14 protein-coding genes are annotated in these 15,324 nt (G+C 64.2%); 8 read left to right on the plus strand and 6 right to left on the minus strand.

What is annotated here, in order from left to right; translation table 11 throughout:
* Positions 1 to 14: 14 nt before the first annotated feature.
* The 4 genes from IB267_RS19570 (at position 15) to IB267_RS19585 (ending at position 4,615) form a co-directional block, all read left to right on the plus strand.
* A complete protein-coding gene (locus tag IB267_RS19570; RefSeq protein ID WP_192449081.1) occupies positions 15 to 1,466 on the plus strand; it encodes an aldehyde dehydrogenase in 1,452 nt (483 codons plus the stop codon).
* Positions 1,467 to 1,558: 92 nt separating this feature from the next.
* Positions 1,559 to 2,317: an SDR family NAD(P)-dependent oxidoreductase gene (locus tag IB267_RS19575; RefSeq protein WP_192449082.1), complete on the plus strand. Its 759-nt coding sequence runs from the start codon at positions 1,559 to 1,561 to the stop codon at positions 2,315 to 2,317.
* Positions 2,318 to 2,372: 55 nt separating this feature from the next.
* A complete protein-coding gene (locus tag IB267_RS19580; RefSeq protein WP_192449296.1) occupies positions 2,373 to 4,055 on the plus strand; it encodes a thiamine pyrophosphate-requiring protein in 1,683 nt (560 codons plus the stop codon).
* A 26-nt stretch (positions 4,056 to 4,081) separates the two neighbouring features.
* A complete protein-coding gene (locus tag IB267_RS19585; RefSeq protein ID WP_192449083.1) occupies positions 4,082 to 4,615 on the plus strand; it encodes a 2,4'-dihydroxyacetophenone dioxygenase family protein in 534 nt (177 codons plus the stop codon).
* 155 nt (positions 4,616 to 4,770) lie between these two features.
* Here the strand turns inward: IB267_RS19585 and IB267_RS19590 are convergent, their stop codons facing one another.
* A complete protein-coding gene (locus tag IB267_RS19590) occupies positions 4,771 to 5,559 on the minus strand; it encodes a glutaredoxin family protein (RefSeq protein ID WP_192449084.1) in 789 nt (262 codons plus the stop codon).
* Between the two features lie 76 nt (positions 5,560 to 5,635).
* On the opposite strand from IB267_RS19590, the gene IB267_RS19595 reads away from it, so the two are divergent.
* Positions 5,636 to 6,019, plus strand: coding sequence for a MerR family transcriptional regulator (locus IB267_RS19595; RefSeq protein ID WP_043621807.1), 384 nt, complete (start codon positions 5,636 to 5,638; stop codon positions 6,017 to 6,019).
* Between the two features lie 111 nt (positions 6,020 to 6,130).
* On the opposite strand, the gene IB267_RS19600 is transcribed toward IB267_RS19595, so the two are convergent.
* Genes IB267_RS19600 through IB267_RS19620 form a run of 5 tightly spaced genes read right to left on the minus strand, consistent with a single transcriptional unit; the run spans position 6,131 to position 11,233 of the window.
* On the minus strand, positions 6,131 to 7,435 hold the full coding sequence (locus IB267_RS19600; RefSeq protein WP_192449085.1) for an aspartate aminotransferase family protein: 1,305 nt from the start codon (positions 7,433 to 7,435) through the stop codon (positions 6,131 to 6,133).
* Positions 7,432 to 8,250 (minus strand): N-formylglutamate amidohydrolase, encoded by an 819-nt coding sequence (locus tag IB267_RS19605; RefSeq protein WP_192449086.1) that lies wholly within the window; start codon positions 8,248 to 8,250, stop codon positions 7,432 to 7,434. Before IB267_RS19605 ends, IB267_RS19600 begins: the two co-directional genes overlap by 4 nt.
* Before the next feature lie 18 nt (positions 8,251 to 8,268).
* Positions 8,269 to 9,609 carry a glutamine synthetase family protein gene (locus IB267_RS19610; protein ID WP_192449087.1) on the minus strand — a complete coding sequence of 447 codons (1,341 nt, stop codon included), beginning with the start codon at positions 9,607 to 9,609 and terminating at the stop codon, positions 8,269 to 8,271.
* Positions 9,610 to 9,641: 32 nt separating this feature from the next.
* Positions 9,642 to 10,304: an isochorismatase family cysteine hydrolase gene (locus IB267_RS19615; RefSeq protein WP_192449088.1), complete on the minus strand. Its 663-nt coding sequence runs from the start codon at positions 10,302 to 10,304 to the stop codon at positions 9,642 to 9,644.
* 47 nt (positions 10,305 to 10,351) lie between these two features.
* Entirely contained in the window at positions 10,352 to 11,233 is an 882-nt protein-coding gene (locus tag IB267_RS19620) for a MurR/RpiR family transcriptional regulator (RefSeq protein WP_192449089.1), read from the minus strand.
* A 179-nt stretch (positions 11,234 to 11,412) separates the two neighbouring features.
* Between IB267_RS19620 and IB267_RS19625 the strand changes: the two genes are divergently transcribed.
* The 3 genes from IB267_RS19625 to IB267_RS19635 all read left to right on the plus strand — a co-directional run bounded on the left by IB267_RS19625 (position 11,413) and on the right by IB267_RS19635 (position 15,307).
* A complete protein-coding gene (locus tag IB267_RS19625) occupies positions 11,413 to 13,293 on the plus strand; it encodes an ATP-binding cassette domain-containing protein (RefSeq protein ID WP_192449090.1) in 1,881 nt (626 codons plus the stop codon).
* A 22-nt stretch (positions 13,294 to 13,315) separates the two neighbouring features.
* Positions 13,316 to 14,479, plus strand: coding sequence for an ABC transporter substrate-binding protein (locus tag IB267_RS19630; protein WP_192449091.1), 1,164 nt, complete (start codon positions 13,316 to 13,318; stop codon positions 14,477 to 14,479).
* A 90-nt stretch (positions 14,480 to 14,569) separates the two neighbouring features.
* Positions 14,570 to 15,307 carry an ABC transporter ATP-binding protein gene (locus tag IB267_RS19635; protein WP_246810714.1) on the plus strand — a complete coding sequence of 246 codons (738 nt, stop codon included), beginning with the start codon at positions 14,570 to 14,572 and terminating at the stop codon, positions 15,305 to 15,307.
* Positions 15,308 to 15,324 lie beyond the last annotated feature (17 nt).

Genomic DNA, 15,324 nt, shown 5'->3' on the forward strand with positions numbered 1-15,324 from the left:
ACAAGGAGAAACCCATGAACATGCTGGGATTGAAGATCAACAACGCCGTGATCGAGGCTGCGGACGGGCGCTTCTTCGAGCGACTGAACCCCATCTCGGGCGAGGTGGCCTCGAAGGTGGCGGCCGCCAGCATCGACGATGCGCGGCTCGCGGTGAACGCCGCGGCGAAGGCTTTCCCGGCCTGGGCGGCAACCGGTCCCCGTGAGCGTCGCAAGCTGCTGCTTGCCGCCGCAGACCGCCTGCAGGCAAAGGCAGAGGAATTCGTCGCTGCGATGGCCGCCGAAACCGGCGCAACGGCGGGTTGGGCGATGTTCAATGTCGGCCTTGCCGCAGACATGCTGCGCGAAGCCGCTTCGATGACGACCCAGATTTCCGGCGAGATCATCCCCTCCAACCGGCCGGGCAGCCTTGCCATGGCGGTCCGCCAGCCGGCCGGCGTGGTGCTCTCGATCGCGCCGTGGAATGCGCCGGTCATTCTCGGCGTGCGCTCCATCGCCATGCCGCTTGCCTGTGGCAACACCGTCGTGATGAAGACATCGGAAATCTGCCCCAGAACCCACCGTTTGATTGTTGACGCGCTGCACGAGGCGGGCCTGCCCGATGGCGTGCTCAATGCCGTGTCGAACGCACCGGAAGACGCCGGCGCGATCGTCGAGGCGCTGATCGCCCATCCGGCCGTGCGGCGCGTCAACTTCACCGGGTCGACGCGCGTCGGGCGCATCATCGCCGAAACGGCGGGGCGCCACCTGAAGCCGGCGCTGCTCGAACTCGGTGGCAAGGCGCCCTTTGTCGTGCTCGATGATGCCGACCTCAACCAGGCGGTCGCTGCGGCGGCCTTCGGCGCCTACATGAACCAGGGGCAGATCTGCATGTCGACCGAACGCATCGTCGTCGACGATGCGATTGCCGATCGCTTCGTCGAGGCGCTGGCCGCCAAGGTCAAGACGCTCAAGGCAGGCGATCCGCGCAAGGGCGAAACGCCGCTCGGCTCTGTCGTCGACGCCCACGCCGCGCAGCGCATCGATGCGCTCGTTCGCGACGCCGTGTCCAAGGGCGCCGTCCTTGCTGCCGGCGGCGGCATCAACGGCACGATAGTCGATGCCATCCTGCTCGACCGTGTCGTTCCGTCCATGCGCATCTATGGCGAGGAAAGCTTCGGGCCGGTGGTTTCTGTGGTGCGTGTCGGGTCGGTCGACGAAGCCGTCCGGGTCGCCAACGACACCGAATACGGCCTGTCCTCGGCCGTATTCGGTCGCGACGTCAACCGGGCGATGGCCGTCGCGCGTCGCATCGAGTCCGGCATCTGCCACATCAACGGGCCGACCGTGCACGACGAGGCGCAGATGCCGTTCGGCGGCGTCAAGGAAAGCGGCTACGGCCGCTTCGGCGGCAAGGCCGGCATCGCCGAGTTCACCGAGCTGCGATGGGTCACGATCCAGGACGGTCCGATCCACTACCCGATCTAAGTGCACGTCGACCGCCGGCTCCGCGTCGCTTGAGGGTGGACGCGGCTTCCCGGAAGGACGGCAACAGATGCGTTCGAAAGGAGATCCGCCACGTGCCAGCACTTGAACGCAAGACCTGCATCGTGACCGGCGGGGCCGGCAGCCTTGGCCTTGCCTGTGCCAGGCTGTTTCTGGCCGAAGGCGCCAACGTCACCCTCGTCGATCTCTCCATGGCATCACTGGAGACTGCGGCGGAAGGCTTGCCGCGCGATCGTATCCTGCTCATCGCGGCTGACGTTTCCGACAGGGCCGAGACGCAGCGTTATGTCGGCGAAACCGTCGCGCGCTTCGGGCCGATCGACGTACTGGTCTCCAATGCCGGAAATTTCGGCACTGTGGCGCCGATCGCCGATTATCCCGACGATGTGTTCGACGCGGTCCAGGCCGTACATGTGAAGGGCGCGTTCCTCGCCGCAAAACATGCGGTTCCGGCAATGCGCGATGGCGGCAGCATCGTCATTACCTCGTCGGTGGCAGCCACCCGGGGCGATGCCGGCGTCTACGCATACATCACCGCCAAACATGCGCAGGTCGGCCTGATGCGCTGCCTGGCGAAGGAACTGGCGCCGCGGCGCATCCGGGTCAACACCATTCACCCCGGCCCGATCGACAACGGTTTCCAGCTTGCGGTCGAACAGGGCCTGGGAGCTGCGATCGACGAAGACGGAACCGAATTCTTCAACCGGATGATCCCGCTCGGGCGGCATGGAACGCCAAACGAGATTGCCCGTTCGGTGCTTTACCTCACCTCGGATCAGTCGAGCTTCGTCACCGGAACGATGCTGATGGTCGATGGCGGCATGAGCTGCTGACAACGCAAGGGAGCGCACTTTGGCCAGTGAGAACGGCGAACACGATACAAGAACGATGACGGCAGGCGGCGCCTTGCTCGCACGCCTGAAAGCGGTCGGCGTCGACTACATCTTCGCCAATTCCGGAACGGACTTCCCGCCGATCATCGAGGGGTTGGCTGAGGCTGAAGCCAAGGGTGTGGCCTTGCCCGAGGCGATCGTCATGCCGCACGAAAGCGCGGCAATGGGCATGGCGCATGGCTACTATCTGGCGACCGGACGAGCGCAGGCGGTCATGGCCCACACCAATGTCGGGCTCGCCAATTGCGCGATCGGCGCGATCAACGCAGCCACCGAGCACATCCCGGTCCTGTTGTTTTCGGGCAAGACGCCGGTCACCGAGCGCGGTCAGCTCGGTTCGCGCACGGTGCCGATCGGCTGGGGCCAGGAGATGCGCGACCAGGCGGCGCTGGTGCGCGAGGCGGTCAAGTGGGACGACGAGCTGCGCTTTGCCGAACACGTGCCTCAAATGGTCGACCGGGCCTATGCCATTGCCACCTCGACGCCGCGCGGGCCCGTCTATATGAGCCTGCCGCGCGAGGTGCTCTGCCGCCCCTGTCCGAGCGACGGGCTTGCCGAGCCGCTGTCGATGAAGCCGGCCGTGCATGCGCCGTCGGCAGAGGCGATCGCCGCCGCGGCCCAACTGCTCGCCGGGGCTCAAAACCCGCTCATTGTCGCCCAACGCGGGGCGGGCTCCGAAGCCGGTTTTCAGGCCCTGTCGTCTCTTGCGTTCGATCGCGGCATTCCTGTCTGCCAGTACTGGGCGGTGCAGCTTGCGATTGCCACCGATCATCCGATGGCGGCCGCCGCCGATCCGAAAGTGCTGGTGGAGGACGCCGACGTCATCCTCGTCATCGATGCGCTGGCGCCATGGTCGCCGGATATCCATCGGCTCAAACCCGGCTGCAAGGTGATCCAGCTCGGGCAGGATCCGCTGTTTCAACGGTTCCCCGTTCGCTATTTCCGTTCCGACGTGACGATTGCGTGCGACATCGATGCGGGGCTCTTGGCCCTGCAGGATGCCTTGCGGCAATTTCCAGTGTCGCCCGATGTCGAGGCGCGCCGCGGGCTCGTGGCCGCAACCAATCGCGCCGCCCGCGACGCGACAGAGGCGAGGGCGGTCGCCGGCATGGCCGATCCCATGACCAAGGAATGGGTGAGCCTGAAACTGTCGGAGGCTATTGCCGGCCGCGAGGCGAGCGTGCTTTCCGAGCTTGGCTGCCCGCTTGCGCCGATCAGGCTCGATCACCCGCGCGCCTGGTATCAGGAGCCGCATTCCGGCGGTCTCGGCTGGGCGTTTCCGGCCGCGCTCGGTATGCAGCTGGCCGACCGCGACAGGCTGATCGTCGCGACGATGGGCGACGGCTCCTACATCTTTTCCAATCCGGCCGCCTGCCACCAGATCGCCGAGGCGCTGGCTCTGCCGATCCTCATCGTCATCCTCAACAATGCGGAGTGGGGTGCCGTGCGCCAGTCGGTGCTCGGCGTCTATCCCGAAGGCTATGCCGCCAAAGCAAACCGGATGCCGCTCACCTCGCTGTCGCCGGTTCCCGACTTCGCCAAGGTCGCCGAGGCCAGCAATGCCCATGCCGAAACCGTCAGCCGCGGGGAGGAACTGGCAGCAGCGCTGAAGCGCGCCATCGGCCACATCGATACCAAACGGGGCGCTGCGTTGCTGAACGTGCACGTGCGCGCCTGAGCACTGGACCAAACCCGGAGGACATCATGCCTGAGCTTGCGACAACGGAATTCTGGAAGGACCTGAAGCCGATCACCAAGGTGTTCCAGCCGGATGCCTTGCCCGAGGTCTACCTGGAAAATGCGGCGACGGAGGACGAGCGCTTCTATGTGCCCTTTACCGAAACCGTATCGTCACGGCCGCTCTGGATCTCGCCGACGCAGAACAAGTGGTGCGATATCCTGATGGCGAAGAAGGCGGGGCTGGTAAACCGCCACTACCATCCCCACGAAGTCTTCGCCTATACGATCTCGGGCAAGTGGGGCTACCTGGAACACGACTGGACGGCAGCGGCCGGCGATTTCGTCTATGAGACGCCGGGAGAGGGCCATACCCTGGTTGCCTATGAACACGAACAGCCGATGAAGGTGTTCTTCCAGGTCAAGGGGCCGCTGATCTGGCTCGACGAGAAGGGCGAGCCGGACGGCTTCTTCGACGTGCATAATTACATCGCGCTTTGTCGCGACCACTACGAGAAAGTCGGCCTCGGTCGCGACTACGTCGACCGCCTGTTCCGATAGACGATCGCTTCACCCGCGGCGGCAGGCGCGCATCGTAATTGCGATCCGGAACCTGGCTGTGATCCAGCCTGCTTTCTGTGAGGCTTCTGCTGAATGTGATGTCCGATCGGTGCAACCGCCCATTGGGCGCGTTGCCGCCGATCGGAACAGGCCCGCTACATGGCGTGTCCGACCGCTATGCCGAACGAGGCAGCGGCCATCCAGACGGCCATGGCAATCATCATCAGGTTTTCCGTGAGCGAGATGAAGCCGAGAGGAACGTTGCTGGATCCGCCGACGCAGGCGCACTTCAGTTCCCGCTTGTCGATGTAGACCGCCTTGAAAACCGATGCGGCTCCCACCGTGCCGATGAACAGCGCGACCGGAACCGACAGCCAGTTCAACGCTCCCGCTATCATCAGGACCCCGGCGAGGCCTTCGGCATAGGGATAGATGTAGCTGTAGGGAACCCAGCGCTTCGCCAGCAAGTCGTAGTTCAGGAACATCGTCGCAAAACCTTCGACGTTCTGGAGCTTCAGGAGCGCAAGCACGACCATCGAGAAGGCGATGAACCATTCGCCCGCGCGCAGCGTGAACGGGCTGCCGTCGACCGCGTAGCTGGCGGCCATCGCCATCAAGGCGGTCAAGGCGAACAGAACGACGACAGGGCGGTAGCTCGTCGCCTTGGGGTCAGTGACCGGCTTTCCGAGAAACCTTCTCAGGTCGTCGTATCCTCCGACCCTGTTTTCATCGATGAACACCTGGGGTGTCGTCGCCACGCCGTGCTGTGCCTTGAAGGCGTCGGTCTCTTCGCGGCTTGTCAAATGGCGGTCGTCGACATCGTAGCCCGACCGCTTGAGCAGGTCTTTCGCCTTCAAGCCATAGGGGCAGGTATGCTCACCCATGACCATTCGATAGAGAACGGCCTTCTTGCGCGCCTGTCCTTGGTTCGTCCTGTCCAACATCTCACGTCTCCTTTTACTCTTGTGAAACTGTTGGCACGACCATACGTTCCGTACCACGGTACGGAGTCAAGAGCCCATGGAACTGACGATCGGAAAATTTGCAGCAGCCGGCGGCGTCGGCGTGGAGACGATCCGCTACTATCAGCGGCGAGGGTTGCTGGACACGCCACGAAGGCTTGAGGGCATCCGCCATTACGGTGATGGAGACGTCCGCCGCCTGCAGTTCATCCGGCAGGCCCAAACGGCCGGCTTCACGCTCGAGGAGATCAAGGAGCTTCTCGATCTCGATTCTGGAGAAGACAGGGAGAGAGCGCGAAACCTTGCGAAAAACCGCATTGGTGCGCTGGATGCCAAGATCGCCGAGCTTCAACAGGCGCGGAAAGCCTTGCAGCGACTGGTCGGGGAATGTGCCACTGACAAGTCGGGTCCTTGCCCGATCCTTGCGTCCTTCGATCTGTAGCGTTGAGCCGGGCGACGGTGGCCGCCCTGCTTGCCGCCGTTGCGCTCATGCTGGCAGTCGGGACGGGTTCCACCTCAAGGTCCTGGCCCTCGCGGGCGCAGGCTGTTGTGGTCACCAGCCCGCAAACTGCGCCACAACGTCATCGGGAACGGCACCTGCTTCGGCAAAAGCCTGTTCCAGAACGCCCAGTGCCTGACGGATATCGGTGTCCGCGATGGTTAGTGGCGGGGTCATCTCCAGAACGTTTGCGTTCATCCCGACACAGTAGACGACGAGGCCGAGTTCATAGGCCCGATAGATGAGTTTCGCCGTTTCCGTTCGCGCTGGCGCCCGTGTTTGCCGATCGAGGACGAGATCGACGCCGCAGGCAAGACCTCGACCGCGGATATCGCCGATCAGTTGATGTCGTTGGGCAAGCCTTGCCAGGCCGTCGCGCAGCAATTTGCCCTTGCGCTCGGCTTCTTGCGCAAGTTCTTCGCGTTCAATGGTTTCGAGAACGGCAAGTCCGGCGGCGCAGGAGATCGGGTTGCCGTGGAGCGTCTGCATGGCAAAGGCGCTGGCGCAATCAAGGATGCGCGCCGGACCGATCGCGGCAGAAAGCGGCAGCCCGCCGCCGAGGCCCTTGCCGATGGTCAGGATGTCGGGGACGAACTCCTCGTGCTCGAAGCAGTGCAGCCGACCGCTGCGGCCAAGCCCGACCTTCACTTCGTCGCAGACGACAAGCACGCCGTATTCACGGCAGATCGCGGCAAAGGTTTTGAAAAAGCCGGGCGGCGGGACGATCAGGCCGCCATCTGACTGGATCGGCTCGATGAAGGCGGCGGCGAAATGTTCGGGCGCCGCCTCAAGCCGCTCCCGCAATTCAGCGAGGATCGCGCCACCCGTGGGGTCGTCGCGATAGGGGCGGTAGCGATCGGGGTAGGGCAGCAACAGCAGGCCCTCTGCCTTGGCCGCGCCCGACTGCACGCTATGCCCGGAAAAGGCCATCGAACCCACGGTACAACCATGATAGGCGCCGACGAAGGCGATGACGCCCGATCGTCCCGTCGCCTTGGTGACGGCGCGGAAGACCGCCTCGTTGGCGTCGGATCCGGAATGGCCGAACCAGACCTTGTTGTCGCCCGCCCCGGGAAAGGCCGCGAGCAGTTTTTCGGCAAGCGCCGTTGCCGGTCTGTTGGCCGCAGACAGAACGCTGGCGCCGGCGGGATTTGCCGCAGCACCGCAGACTGCCTCGACCAGCGCCGGGTGGCCATAGCCAAGGCTTGCTGCGCCCCAGGCACCGGAGAGGTCGATCAGTTCACGGCCGCTTTCCTCGATCACCCGCGCGCCGCGGCCACCGGTCACGGCAAGCGGGAAGAAGCGCAGCTTCTGCAGGTTGGCGATTGCCGCTCGGTCTCTCTCGTAGAGTGCGGTCACCGGACTTCCCCGATGCTGGCTTTCAGACAGCGGGTCAGGCGTTCGCCCCAGGCGGCGACGCCCGCATGCGTGTCGATCAGATCGTGGCGCACCTCGACCAGAACGCCCGGAAGCCCGCGCGCATCGGCATGGACCGGCACGGTGTAATCCTCGTCCGGGTGGATGTTGTAGGGCTCGTTGTCGCCGATCGTCAGTTCGCGTTCGCTCGCCAGTTCACGGATCAGCGCGCCGGCGAAATCGACCGCGTCGCGATAGAGAATGCCCGCCTGCCAGGGGCGTGGCTTGCCGAAATAGACGGGCGTGAAGCTGTGGATGCCGACGACGAAGGGCCGCTTGCCTTCGCCTTCAAGCCGGTCAAGACGGCGGCTGACGGCGTTGGCAAAAGGCGTGAACAGCGTGTCTATCCGCTGCTGCCGCTCTTCGTCGCTTAAGCTTCGGTTGGCGGGAACTTCCGTCGTCTCGCTGATTTCGGGGATCATCGAGGGGGCGGAAAGCGGCCGGTTGCAGTCGATCACCAGCCGCGAATAGTTGGTGAAGAACAAAGGCGCATCGAGGCTGAGGCTCAAATGCTGGGCCAGCGCCATGGCGCCGATATCCCAGGCGATGTGGCGCTGGCGCTCGTGCAACGGCAGCCCCATATCGCTGAGCGCGCGCGGCATCCGGTTGGAGGCGTGTTCGCACAAAAGCAGGATCGGCGAGGTGCCGTCCGGATTGAAGACCGCATAGGGCGGCAGTTCGTCGATCGAAAGCAGCGGCGCGCTTGGGTCGTGTCGCGCGCCCTGTTCGGGGCTCTTGATGGCCGTTGTCGAGGTCATGGGCTGCCCATCCATCAATCAATAGACCGCCGCATAGCGGGCGCAGAGTTCGTCCGGCGAGAGCCCGTCGACGATGTCGATCTCCTTGCGCTTCATCGCCATGTAGCAGGCAAGGAAGTCTTGCGAGAACCAGCCGGTGACGACAGTATCGGCGGCGAGTGTGTCCAGCGCTTCCGGCAGGCTTGCGGGCAGGCGACGGATGCCGAGCTTCTCCTGCTCTGCCGCCGAGAAATCGGACGGGTCCGAATTGATCAGGGGCGGCTGCTCGAGCCCGGCCCTGATGCCTTCGAGCCCGGCCTTCAAGAGGACAGCCAGCGAAAGGTGGGGGCTGGCGCAGGCGTCGGCCGCCCGATACTCCATGTTGAACTGCTTGGCCGGATTGCTGCCGGGCAGGTCCAGCGTCGGGCAGATCCGCAGCGTCGCTTCGCGGTTCTTTTCGCCAAGGCAGGTGTAAGCGGCGCTCCAATGGTGCGGCACGAGCCGCATGTAGGAAAGCACCGACGGAGCGGTAAAGGCGGTCAGCGCCGGCAGATGCTTGATGACGCCGGCGGCAAAGGCACCGGCGATCTTGGAGAGCCTGCCAGGACGCGCCGCGTCGAAGGTCACCGGATTGCCGTCGAGATCGGTGAAGCTCACATGCAGGTGCACGCCGTTGCCGACGCCATTCGAGACCGTCTTCGGGGCAAAACTCGCATTCCAGCCGAAGAGGGCGGCGACTTCCTTGGTGATTGCACGGATGGTAGCGCCGCGATCGGCGGCGGTCAGCGTGTCGGCGGGACGGCAGGTGATTTCGAACTGGTCCTTGCCGTATTCCGGCAGGAACATTTCCGGCTCGGCGCCGGCTTCCTGCAAAGCGGTCATCAGCAGAGACCCGAAGGGTTCGGCACGGCGCTGGGCGCGCAGGCCGAAGGACGGCGCATCCGGCCAGTCGACGCCAAGGAGCTGGAACTCCTGCTCCACCGCCGAAATGACCTTGAGGCCGATCTCTTCATATTCCTTCAGCGTCTGTTTCAGGAAGCTGCGCACGCAGCAGTCCCAGGCATTGCCTTGAAGGTCGGTGATATCCGAGTGGTAGAAATGCAGCGGCGTTTCGTCGGGCAGGCAGGTGACGCGCGCCTTGCTGTTTGGATCCGCCATCAGCCGCAGGTCGCCGGCCGAGCCCCAGGGATTGTTCTCGGCAATCATGTTGAAGGGCGTCAGCGCCAGATTGGCCGGCACCCAGCCGACCCCCTTGCGCAGGTAGCTGTCGATCTCGCTCGCGGCAAAGCTGCGGCCGCGGGTGATGCCGGCGATGTCTGTCGTGACGAAGGTGGCGAGTTCGGTCAGTTCTGCCGCCTTGCCGTTGTTGGTTTCGGTCATGGGTTCCCCTCCAGTCTTGTTTTTCTGCACGCTCAGGCCTGGCGCAGGCCGTTCAGGCGGCTGACGACGGTGTCGGTGTCGGTCGTCCAGCAGTAGCCCGAATAGGCGCGAAGGGCCGCGTCATGGCGCTGCTCGCTGTAGGTGGCGCAGGCGTCGCTGACGACGGTGACGAGGTAGCCGCGGTCGGCGGCATCGCGCACGGCCATGTCGACGCATTGGTCGGTGATGACGCCCGCGATGATCAGATAGCGGGTGTTGAGATTGCGCAGGATGTAGTCGATGTTGGTCGAGTTGAAGACGCCCGACGAGGTCTTCGGCAGCACGATCTCGTTGTCGATCGGCGCGAGTTCCGGAATGACCTGCCCCTCGGGTGATCCCTTCGGCACGTGCATGTCGGAGAGCTTGTGATCGAGCGAACGGTCGCGGCCGTCGAGCGTCAGGCTCTCGATGATCGTGTGCAGCACTTCGCAGCCGGCCTTGCGCGCCGCCTCCAGAATGCGCACCTGATTGGGGATCACGGTCTGGCGCAGGCGCTGGTGATAATAGCTGTCGGCGTCCTGCGGGTGGGTCGGGTCGAGGTTGGGCTCGCACCAGATGCGCTGCATGTCGACGAACAGAACGGACGTGCGGTCCGCCTCATAGGCGCTGTCGCGCCTCAAGAGATCGTCGCCAACCCTTACAGTGACTGCACTCATTCGAAATCTCCTCGGTTTGTCTGGTTCGCCGTGGGCGGCGGAAAGGCTCAGCGGTCGTCGTCGACGGCCGGATTGAAGGCGTCCTCGGTGATGGCATAGCCGCGGCGCAGCTCTTCCATGCGCTCGATGCGGCCGCGCGACTGGGTGGCAAGGCGGGCGGTGAGCGCTGCGATCACCGCTTCCGTCTGCGCCAATGCCGGCACCATCGTGTCGTAGGGCGAGACCGTGTCGACGGGGGCGGTCAGCGTCACGGTCGCGAATTCGGCGATCGGCGAGAGCCAGCGGTCGGTGAACAGCACGATGCGGGCACCTTGCGCGGCGGCCTGCCGGGCAAAGCGGATCGTGTCGTTCTGGTAGCGGCGATAGTCATAGACGAAGAGCACGTCGCGCTTGCCGAGATCGACGAGCTGGTCGACCTGGTCGGCCTGGCTGCCGTTGATCCAGCGGGTGTCACCCCTCAGCTGCTTCATGTGCGACCAGAGCAGGCCGGCGAGAAAACCGCTGAACCGGCCGCCGAGGCAGTGGATGCGGGCGCTCATGTCGGCGGCCGCGTCCGCGGCTGCCTCGAAGTCTTCCGAAGGCAGCATCTGCATCGAGGATTCCAGCGCATGGATGCTGGCGCGCAGGAAGTACTGGTAGAAGTTCTCCTGCTCCAGTGACGGGCGCCGCGCGTCGAGCATGGAGAGCGGCGAGCTCATCCGCTCCTGGACTTCGCTGAGCAGCGCCTTCTGGAACTCGGGATAACCCTCGAAGCCCAGTGTGTTGGCAAAGCGCACGACGGTCGGATTGCTGACGCCGGCCGCCGCCGCAAGATGCGCAACCGTGTTCAGCCCCGCTGCCGGATAATTCGACAGAAGCTGCCTGACGATCTTCAGTTCAGAGCGCGTGAAGGTAATGGCGCCGTCTGTCAGTCGGTCCCGGATTGCCACGATTTCTGCCTCCCAAAAACGATGGCGTGATTCCCTCTTTCTACTTTTTGTTACATAATTGCTAGCAGAGAATGTTGTTTGAAACAAGATTGACATTTGGTCGATCTGCGATAACGTTCATGTCGGGAACGGGCCCGAGCCAAAAAATATGAGGCGGGCCGAAATTTGGGGGAATGCGGATGGTGCGCGTCAGGCGAGAAACCGTCGTTGGTATCCTGGTAACGTCGCTGCCGCTTCTGGCCGCTGCCGCCATCGCCTCGTTGTTCTTTCCAGGCAGCGGCGAGCGCTTGGTGACGCTCTACATGATCAACGTGATCGCCGTGCTCGGCATCGGCATTTATGCCGGCAATTCCGGTATCGTTTCCTTCGGCCATGTCGGCTTCATGGCGATCGGCGCCTATGCGTCGGGCCTGTTGACGCTCAATCCGATCATTCAGAAAACGGCGCTGCCACATCTGCCGGAATGGCTGGCGGGGATCGGCATGCCCTTCGTTCCTGCACTTGCGATTGCCCTTGTCGTGGTTGCGCTCGTCGCGGTGCTGATCGGCATTCCCGTTGCGCGCCTGGGCGGCTCATCGGCTTCGATCGCGACCCTTGGTTTCCTTGTAATCGTGCATGTCGTGCTCGTCGCCTCGACCGATTTCACCCGCGGAAGCCAGACCTTTTTTGGCATTCCGCGCGCGGTCAATCTATGGGTGGCGGTGCCCTTCGCTATCGCCGCCGTTGTGGTCGCGCGTCTCTATCGGGATTCGAGTGCGGGCCTGAAGCTTCGGGCGTCCCGCGAGGACGAGATCGCCTCGACCGCCGTCGGCGTCAATGTCAAGCTGCACCGCTTCTTCGCCTGGGTTCTCGGTGCGGTGCTTGCCGGTGCTGCCGGTGCCTTGCTGGCCCATTTCCTCGGCGCCTTTTCGCCCAAGGACTTCTACTTCAACCTGACCTTCATGCTTTTGGCCATGCTGATCCTCGGCGGCATCACCACGGTTTCCGGTGCCGTTGGCGGCGCTGCCGTGATCATGCTGATCGTCGAGCTCCTGCGAAAGCTCGAGGGTGGCGTCGATCTCGGTTTCCTCAAGCTGCCGACCGTCTTCGGCCTCACCGATATCGGCATCGGCGTGGCTATCCTCGTCGTAATGTACCGCCTGCAGGATGGGCTGTTCGGTGTGCGCGAGCTCGACGAGCGCTTCGGCTGGTTCAAGCGCTCCACGACGAAGGAGGCTCTACCGCTGAAGGGCACGGTTGCCGCCGCTAGCTCTTCGGCCGGCCAAGGCACGCTTCGGGTCGAAAATCTCGGAAAGAAATTTGCAGGGCTCGTTGCGCTCGAAAACGCCAACTTCGAGATCAAGCCCGGTCTCGTCACCGGCCTCATCGGCCCCAACGGCGCCGGCAAGTCGACGCTGATCAACAGCGTGTCCGGTGTCGTGCCGCCGTCGACGGGACGCGTGCTCATCGACGGTCAGGACGTGGCGTCGCTTGCCGTTCACGCTGTTCCGACCGCAGGCCTTGCCCGCACCTTCCAGAACATCCGTCTCTTCAAGAACCTGACGGTCATCGAAAACGTCACGGTCGCGGCGAGCGCCCTCAAGGCGGGCGGCGAGGATCCGGCGGCCCGTGCCTTGACGGTGCTTTCGGAAGTGGGCCTTGCGGAATTTGCCGACCGGCTGGCCGGCACGCTTTCCTACGGCGCGCAGCGGCGGCTTGAAATCGCCCGCGCGCTGGCGCTCAAACCGCGTTACCTGCTGCTCGACGAGCCGGCCGCCGGCATGAACCCGGCCGAGACCGAGGAATTGATGCATGTGCTCGACCGCATCCGCACGAAATACCGCCTCGGCCTGCTCGTCGTCGAGCACGACCTGAAGCTGATCATGCGGCTCTGCGACGTCGTCGTCGTCCTCAACAAGGGCCAGCAGATCGCCATCGGCACGCCGGCGGAAATCCAGGCGAACCCCGATGTCATCGAGGCCTATATCGGCCGCCGCCGCTCAGCGGCGCAGGCGCGCAGCGAGCCCGTCGGTACCCCCGCTCTGCCGTCCGGCGCGCCGGGCCTGCATAAACCCGCATAAATCAAAAGAGGGAGCTTTTCGGATGAAGAAGAACGTCACGGCCCTGTGCCTCACCACCATGCTCGGCGGTTTTGCCCTGTCGGCATTGCCGGCATTTGCAGAAGATCTGGTCATCGGCCTTGCGACCGCCCAGACCGGCGGTCTTGCGCCCTATGACCAGCCGTCGCTGAAGGGCCTGGAAATGGCCGTCGAGGAAATCAACGCGGCCGGTGGTGCCGCCGGCAAATTCCCGATCAAGCTCGTCGCCAAGGATACGCGCTCGGATGCGGCGCAAACCGCGCTGGTGGCGCAGGAGCTGGTCGACGAAGGCGTCAAGATCGTGATCACGCCGTGCGACGCCGATCCGTCGATCGCCGCCGGCCAGGTGACCCAGGCCGCCCAGATCCCGGCCTTCTCCTTCTGCGCCACGACGCCGACGATGCCGCTTGCGGTTGGCGACTACATGTTCGGCAACTATCCCGCCGACAACGTCCAGGCTTCGGTGCTTGCGACCTATGCGGCCGAGAAGGGCTACAAGAAGGCCTATATCCTGAAGTCGCCCGACAGCGCCTATACGCTGAAGCTGCCGGAATATTTCGGGGTCGCCTTCAAGGCCAAGGGCGGCGAGCTCCTGGGCGAAGGCACCTACAGCATGGGCCAGCAGGACTTCGGCGCCGAGGTCACCAAGATCAAGGCGATGAACCCGGCGCCCGACGTTATCATGACGGCGGCCTACGAGCCGGATTTCCCGGCCTTCATCCGTCAGCTGCGCGGCGCTGGCGTGACCACGCCGATCCTCGGCAGTGACGGCATCGATTCGCCCACCACCTTCGGCCTTGGTGCGACCGTCGACGGCGTCGTCTTCACCACCGCCGGCTTTGCCAGCGAAGGCAGCCCGCTCGCTGACTTCAACGTGAAGTACAAGGAAAAATATGGCCAGGTGCCGGACACGGTCTATATCGCCAACGGCTACGACCTCGGTAAGGTGATCGACGCGGCGGTGACGGAAGCAAACAGCATCGATCCGGTCGCCATCCGCAATGCGATTGCCTCGCTCGAAAACGTCCAGGGCGTCACCGGACCGATCAGCTATGCCGGCACGCAAGGCATGCCGATGCGCTCGGTATCGCTGGTACAGATCGAAGGCGGCAATCGCCAGCTGATCAGCCAGGGTGTTCCGGCGGCCGCCGACGTTCCGGCCCCCTGATCAATCACCTGTGGAGGTCCCCGGGTTTCCCGGGGATCGCTCCTGGCTGCGCCGTCGGCGCTTTGCAATCCACGGCAAGGACTTTGCCCGATGATGATGAGTGAAATTCCCGTTCCGAAGCCGCTTTTGGAAGTGAGCGGTCTCAAGGTCGCCTATGGCGCGGTCGAGGCGCTGAAGAGCGTCGACCTCACCGTCGGCAAGGGGCAGATCGTGACGCTGCTCGGCGCCAACGGCGCCGGCAAGAGTTCGACGCTGAACGCGCTCGTCGGCCTTGCGGGAAAGAAGGCCGGACGCGTCACGTTCAATGGCCAGGATATATCGGGCCTGCCTCCTGAACAGATCGTCCGGCTCGGCATGACGCTGACGCCTGAGGGTCGGCGGATCTTTCCGAGCCTGACGGTCGACGAACACCTGCTTCTCGGCGGCGCCATGCACAAGGCGCGCGGCGCGATATCGGAGGTGCGCGAAGACATGCTCTCGCGTTTCCCGATCCTGAAAGAGCGCCTCACCCAGAAGGCCGGTTCGCTCTCCGGCGGAGAACAGCAGATGCTGGCGATCGCTCGCTCGATGATGTCGTCGCCGGACTTGTTGTTGCTCGACGAACCGTCGCTCGGCCTTGCGCCGCAGGTGGTGGACCTGATCTTCGACCTGATCGCCGGGCTGAGACAAAAGGGTCTGACGATCCTCCTAGTCGAGCAGAACGTCTCGCTGTCGCTCGAGATCGCCGACGCGGGCTACGTCATGGCCAATGGCCGGATCGTGCTTTCGGGCACGGCCGCGGAACTGCGCAATTCAACCGAAATCCAGGGCGCCTATCTCGGCGCCTGAGCCGAGTGCGTGGAGGG

Source organism: Ensifer sp. ENS09 (genome assembly GCF_014852425.1).
Lineage (GTDB): Bacteria > Pseudomonadota > Alphaproteobacteria > Rhizobiales > Rhizobiaceae > Ensifer.

What these genes read in the sequence shown, in the direction of transcription:
- IB267_RS19570 (WP_192449081.1), top strand. Translation starts at nt 15, where the DNA reads ATGAACATGCTGGGATTGAAGATCAACAACGCCGTGATCGAGGCTGCG.
- IB267_RS19580 (WP_192449296.1), top strand. Translation starts at nt 2,373, where the DNA reads ATGACGGCAGGCGGCGCCTTGCTCGCACGCCTGAAAGCGGTCGGCGTC.
- IB267_RS19585 (WP_192449083.1), top strand. Translation starts at nt 4,082, where the DNA reads ATGCCTGAGCTTGCGACAACGGAATTCTGGAAGGACCTGAAGCCGATC.
- IB267_RS19590 (WP_192449084.1), bottom strand. Translation starts at nt 5,559, where the DNA reads ATGTTGGACAGGACGAACCAAGGACAGGCGCGCAAGAAGGCCGTTCTC.
- IB267_RS19595 (WP_043621807.1), top strand. Translation starts at nt 5,636, where the DNA reads ATGGAACTGACGATCGGAAAATTTGCAGCAGCCGGCGGCGTCGGCGTG.
- IB267_RS19605 (WP_192449086.1), bottom strand. Translation starts at nt 8,250, where the DNA reads ATGACCTCGACAACGGCCATCAAGAGCCCCGAACAGGGCGCGCGACAC.
- IB267_RS19610 (WP_192449087.1), bottom strand. Translation starts at nt 9,609, where the DNA reads ATGACCGAAACCAACAACGGCAAGGCGGCAGAACTGACCGAACTCGCC.
- IB267_RS19615 (WP_192449088.1), bottom strand. Translation starts at nt 10,304, where the DNA reads ATGAGTGCAGTCACTGTAAGGGTTGGCGACGATCTCTTGAGGCGCGAC.
- IB267_RS19625 (WP_192449090.1), top strand. Translation starts at nt 11,413, where the DNA reads ATGGTGCGCGTCAGGCGAGAAACCGTCGTTGGTATCCTGGTAACGTCG.
- IB267_RS19630 (WP_192449091.1), top strand. Translation starts at nt 13,316, where the DNA reads ATGAAGAAGAACGTCACGGCCCTGTGCCTCACCACCATGCTCGGCGGT.
- IB267_RS19635 (WP_246810714.1), top strand. Translation starts at nt 14,570, where the DNA reads ATGATGATGAGTGAAATTCCCGTTCCGAAGCCGCTTTTGGAAGTGAGC.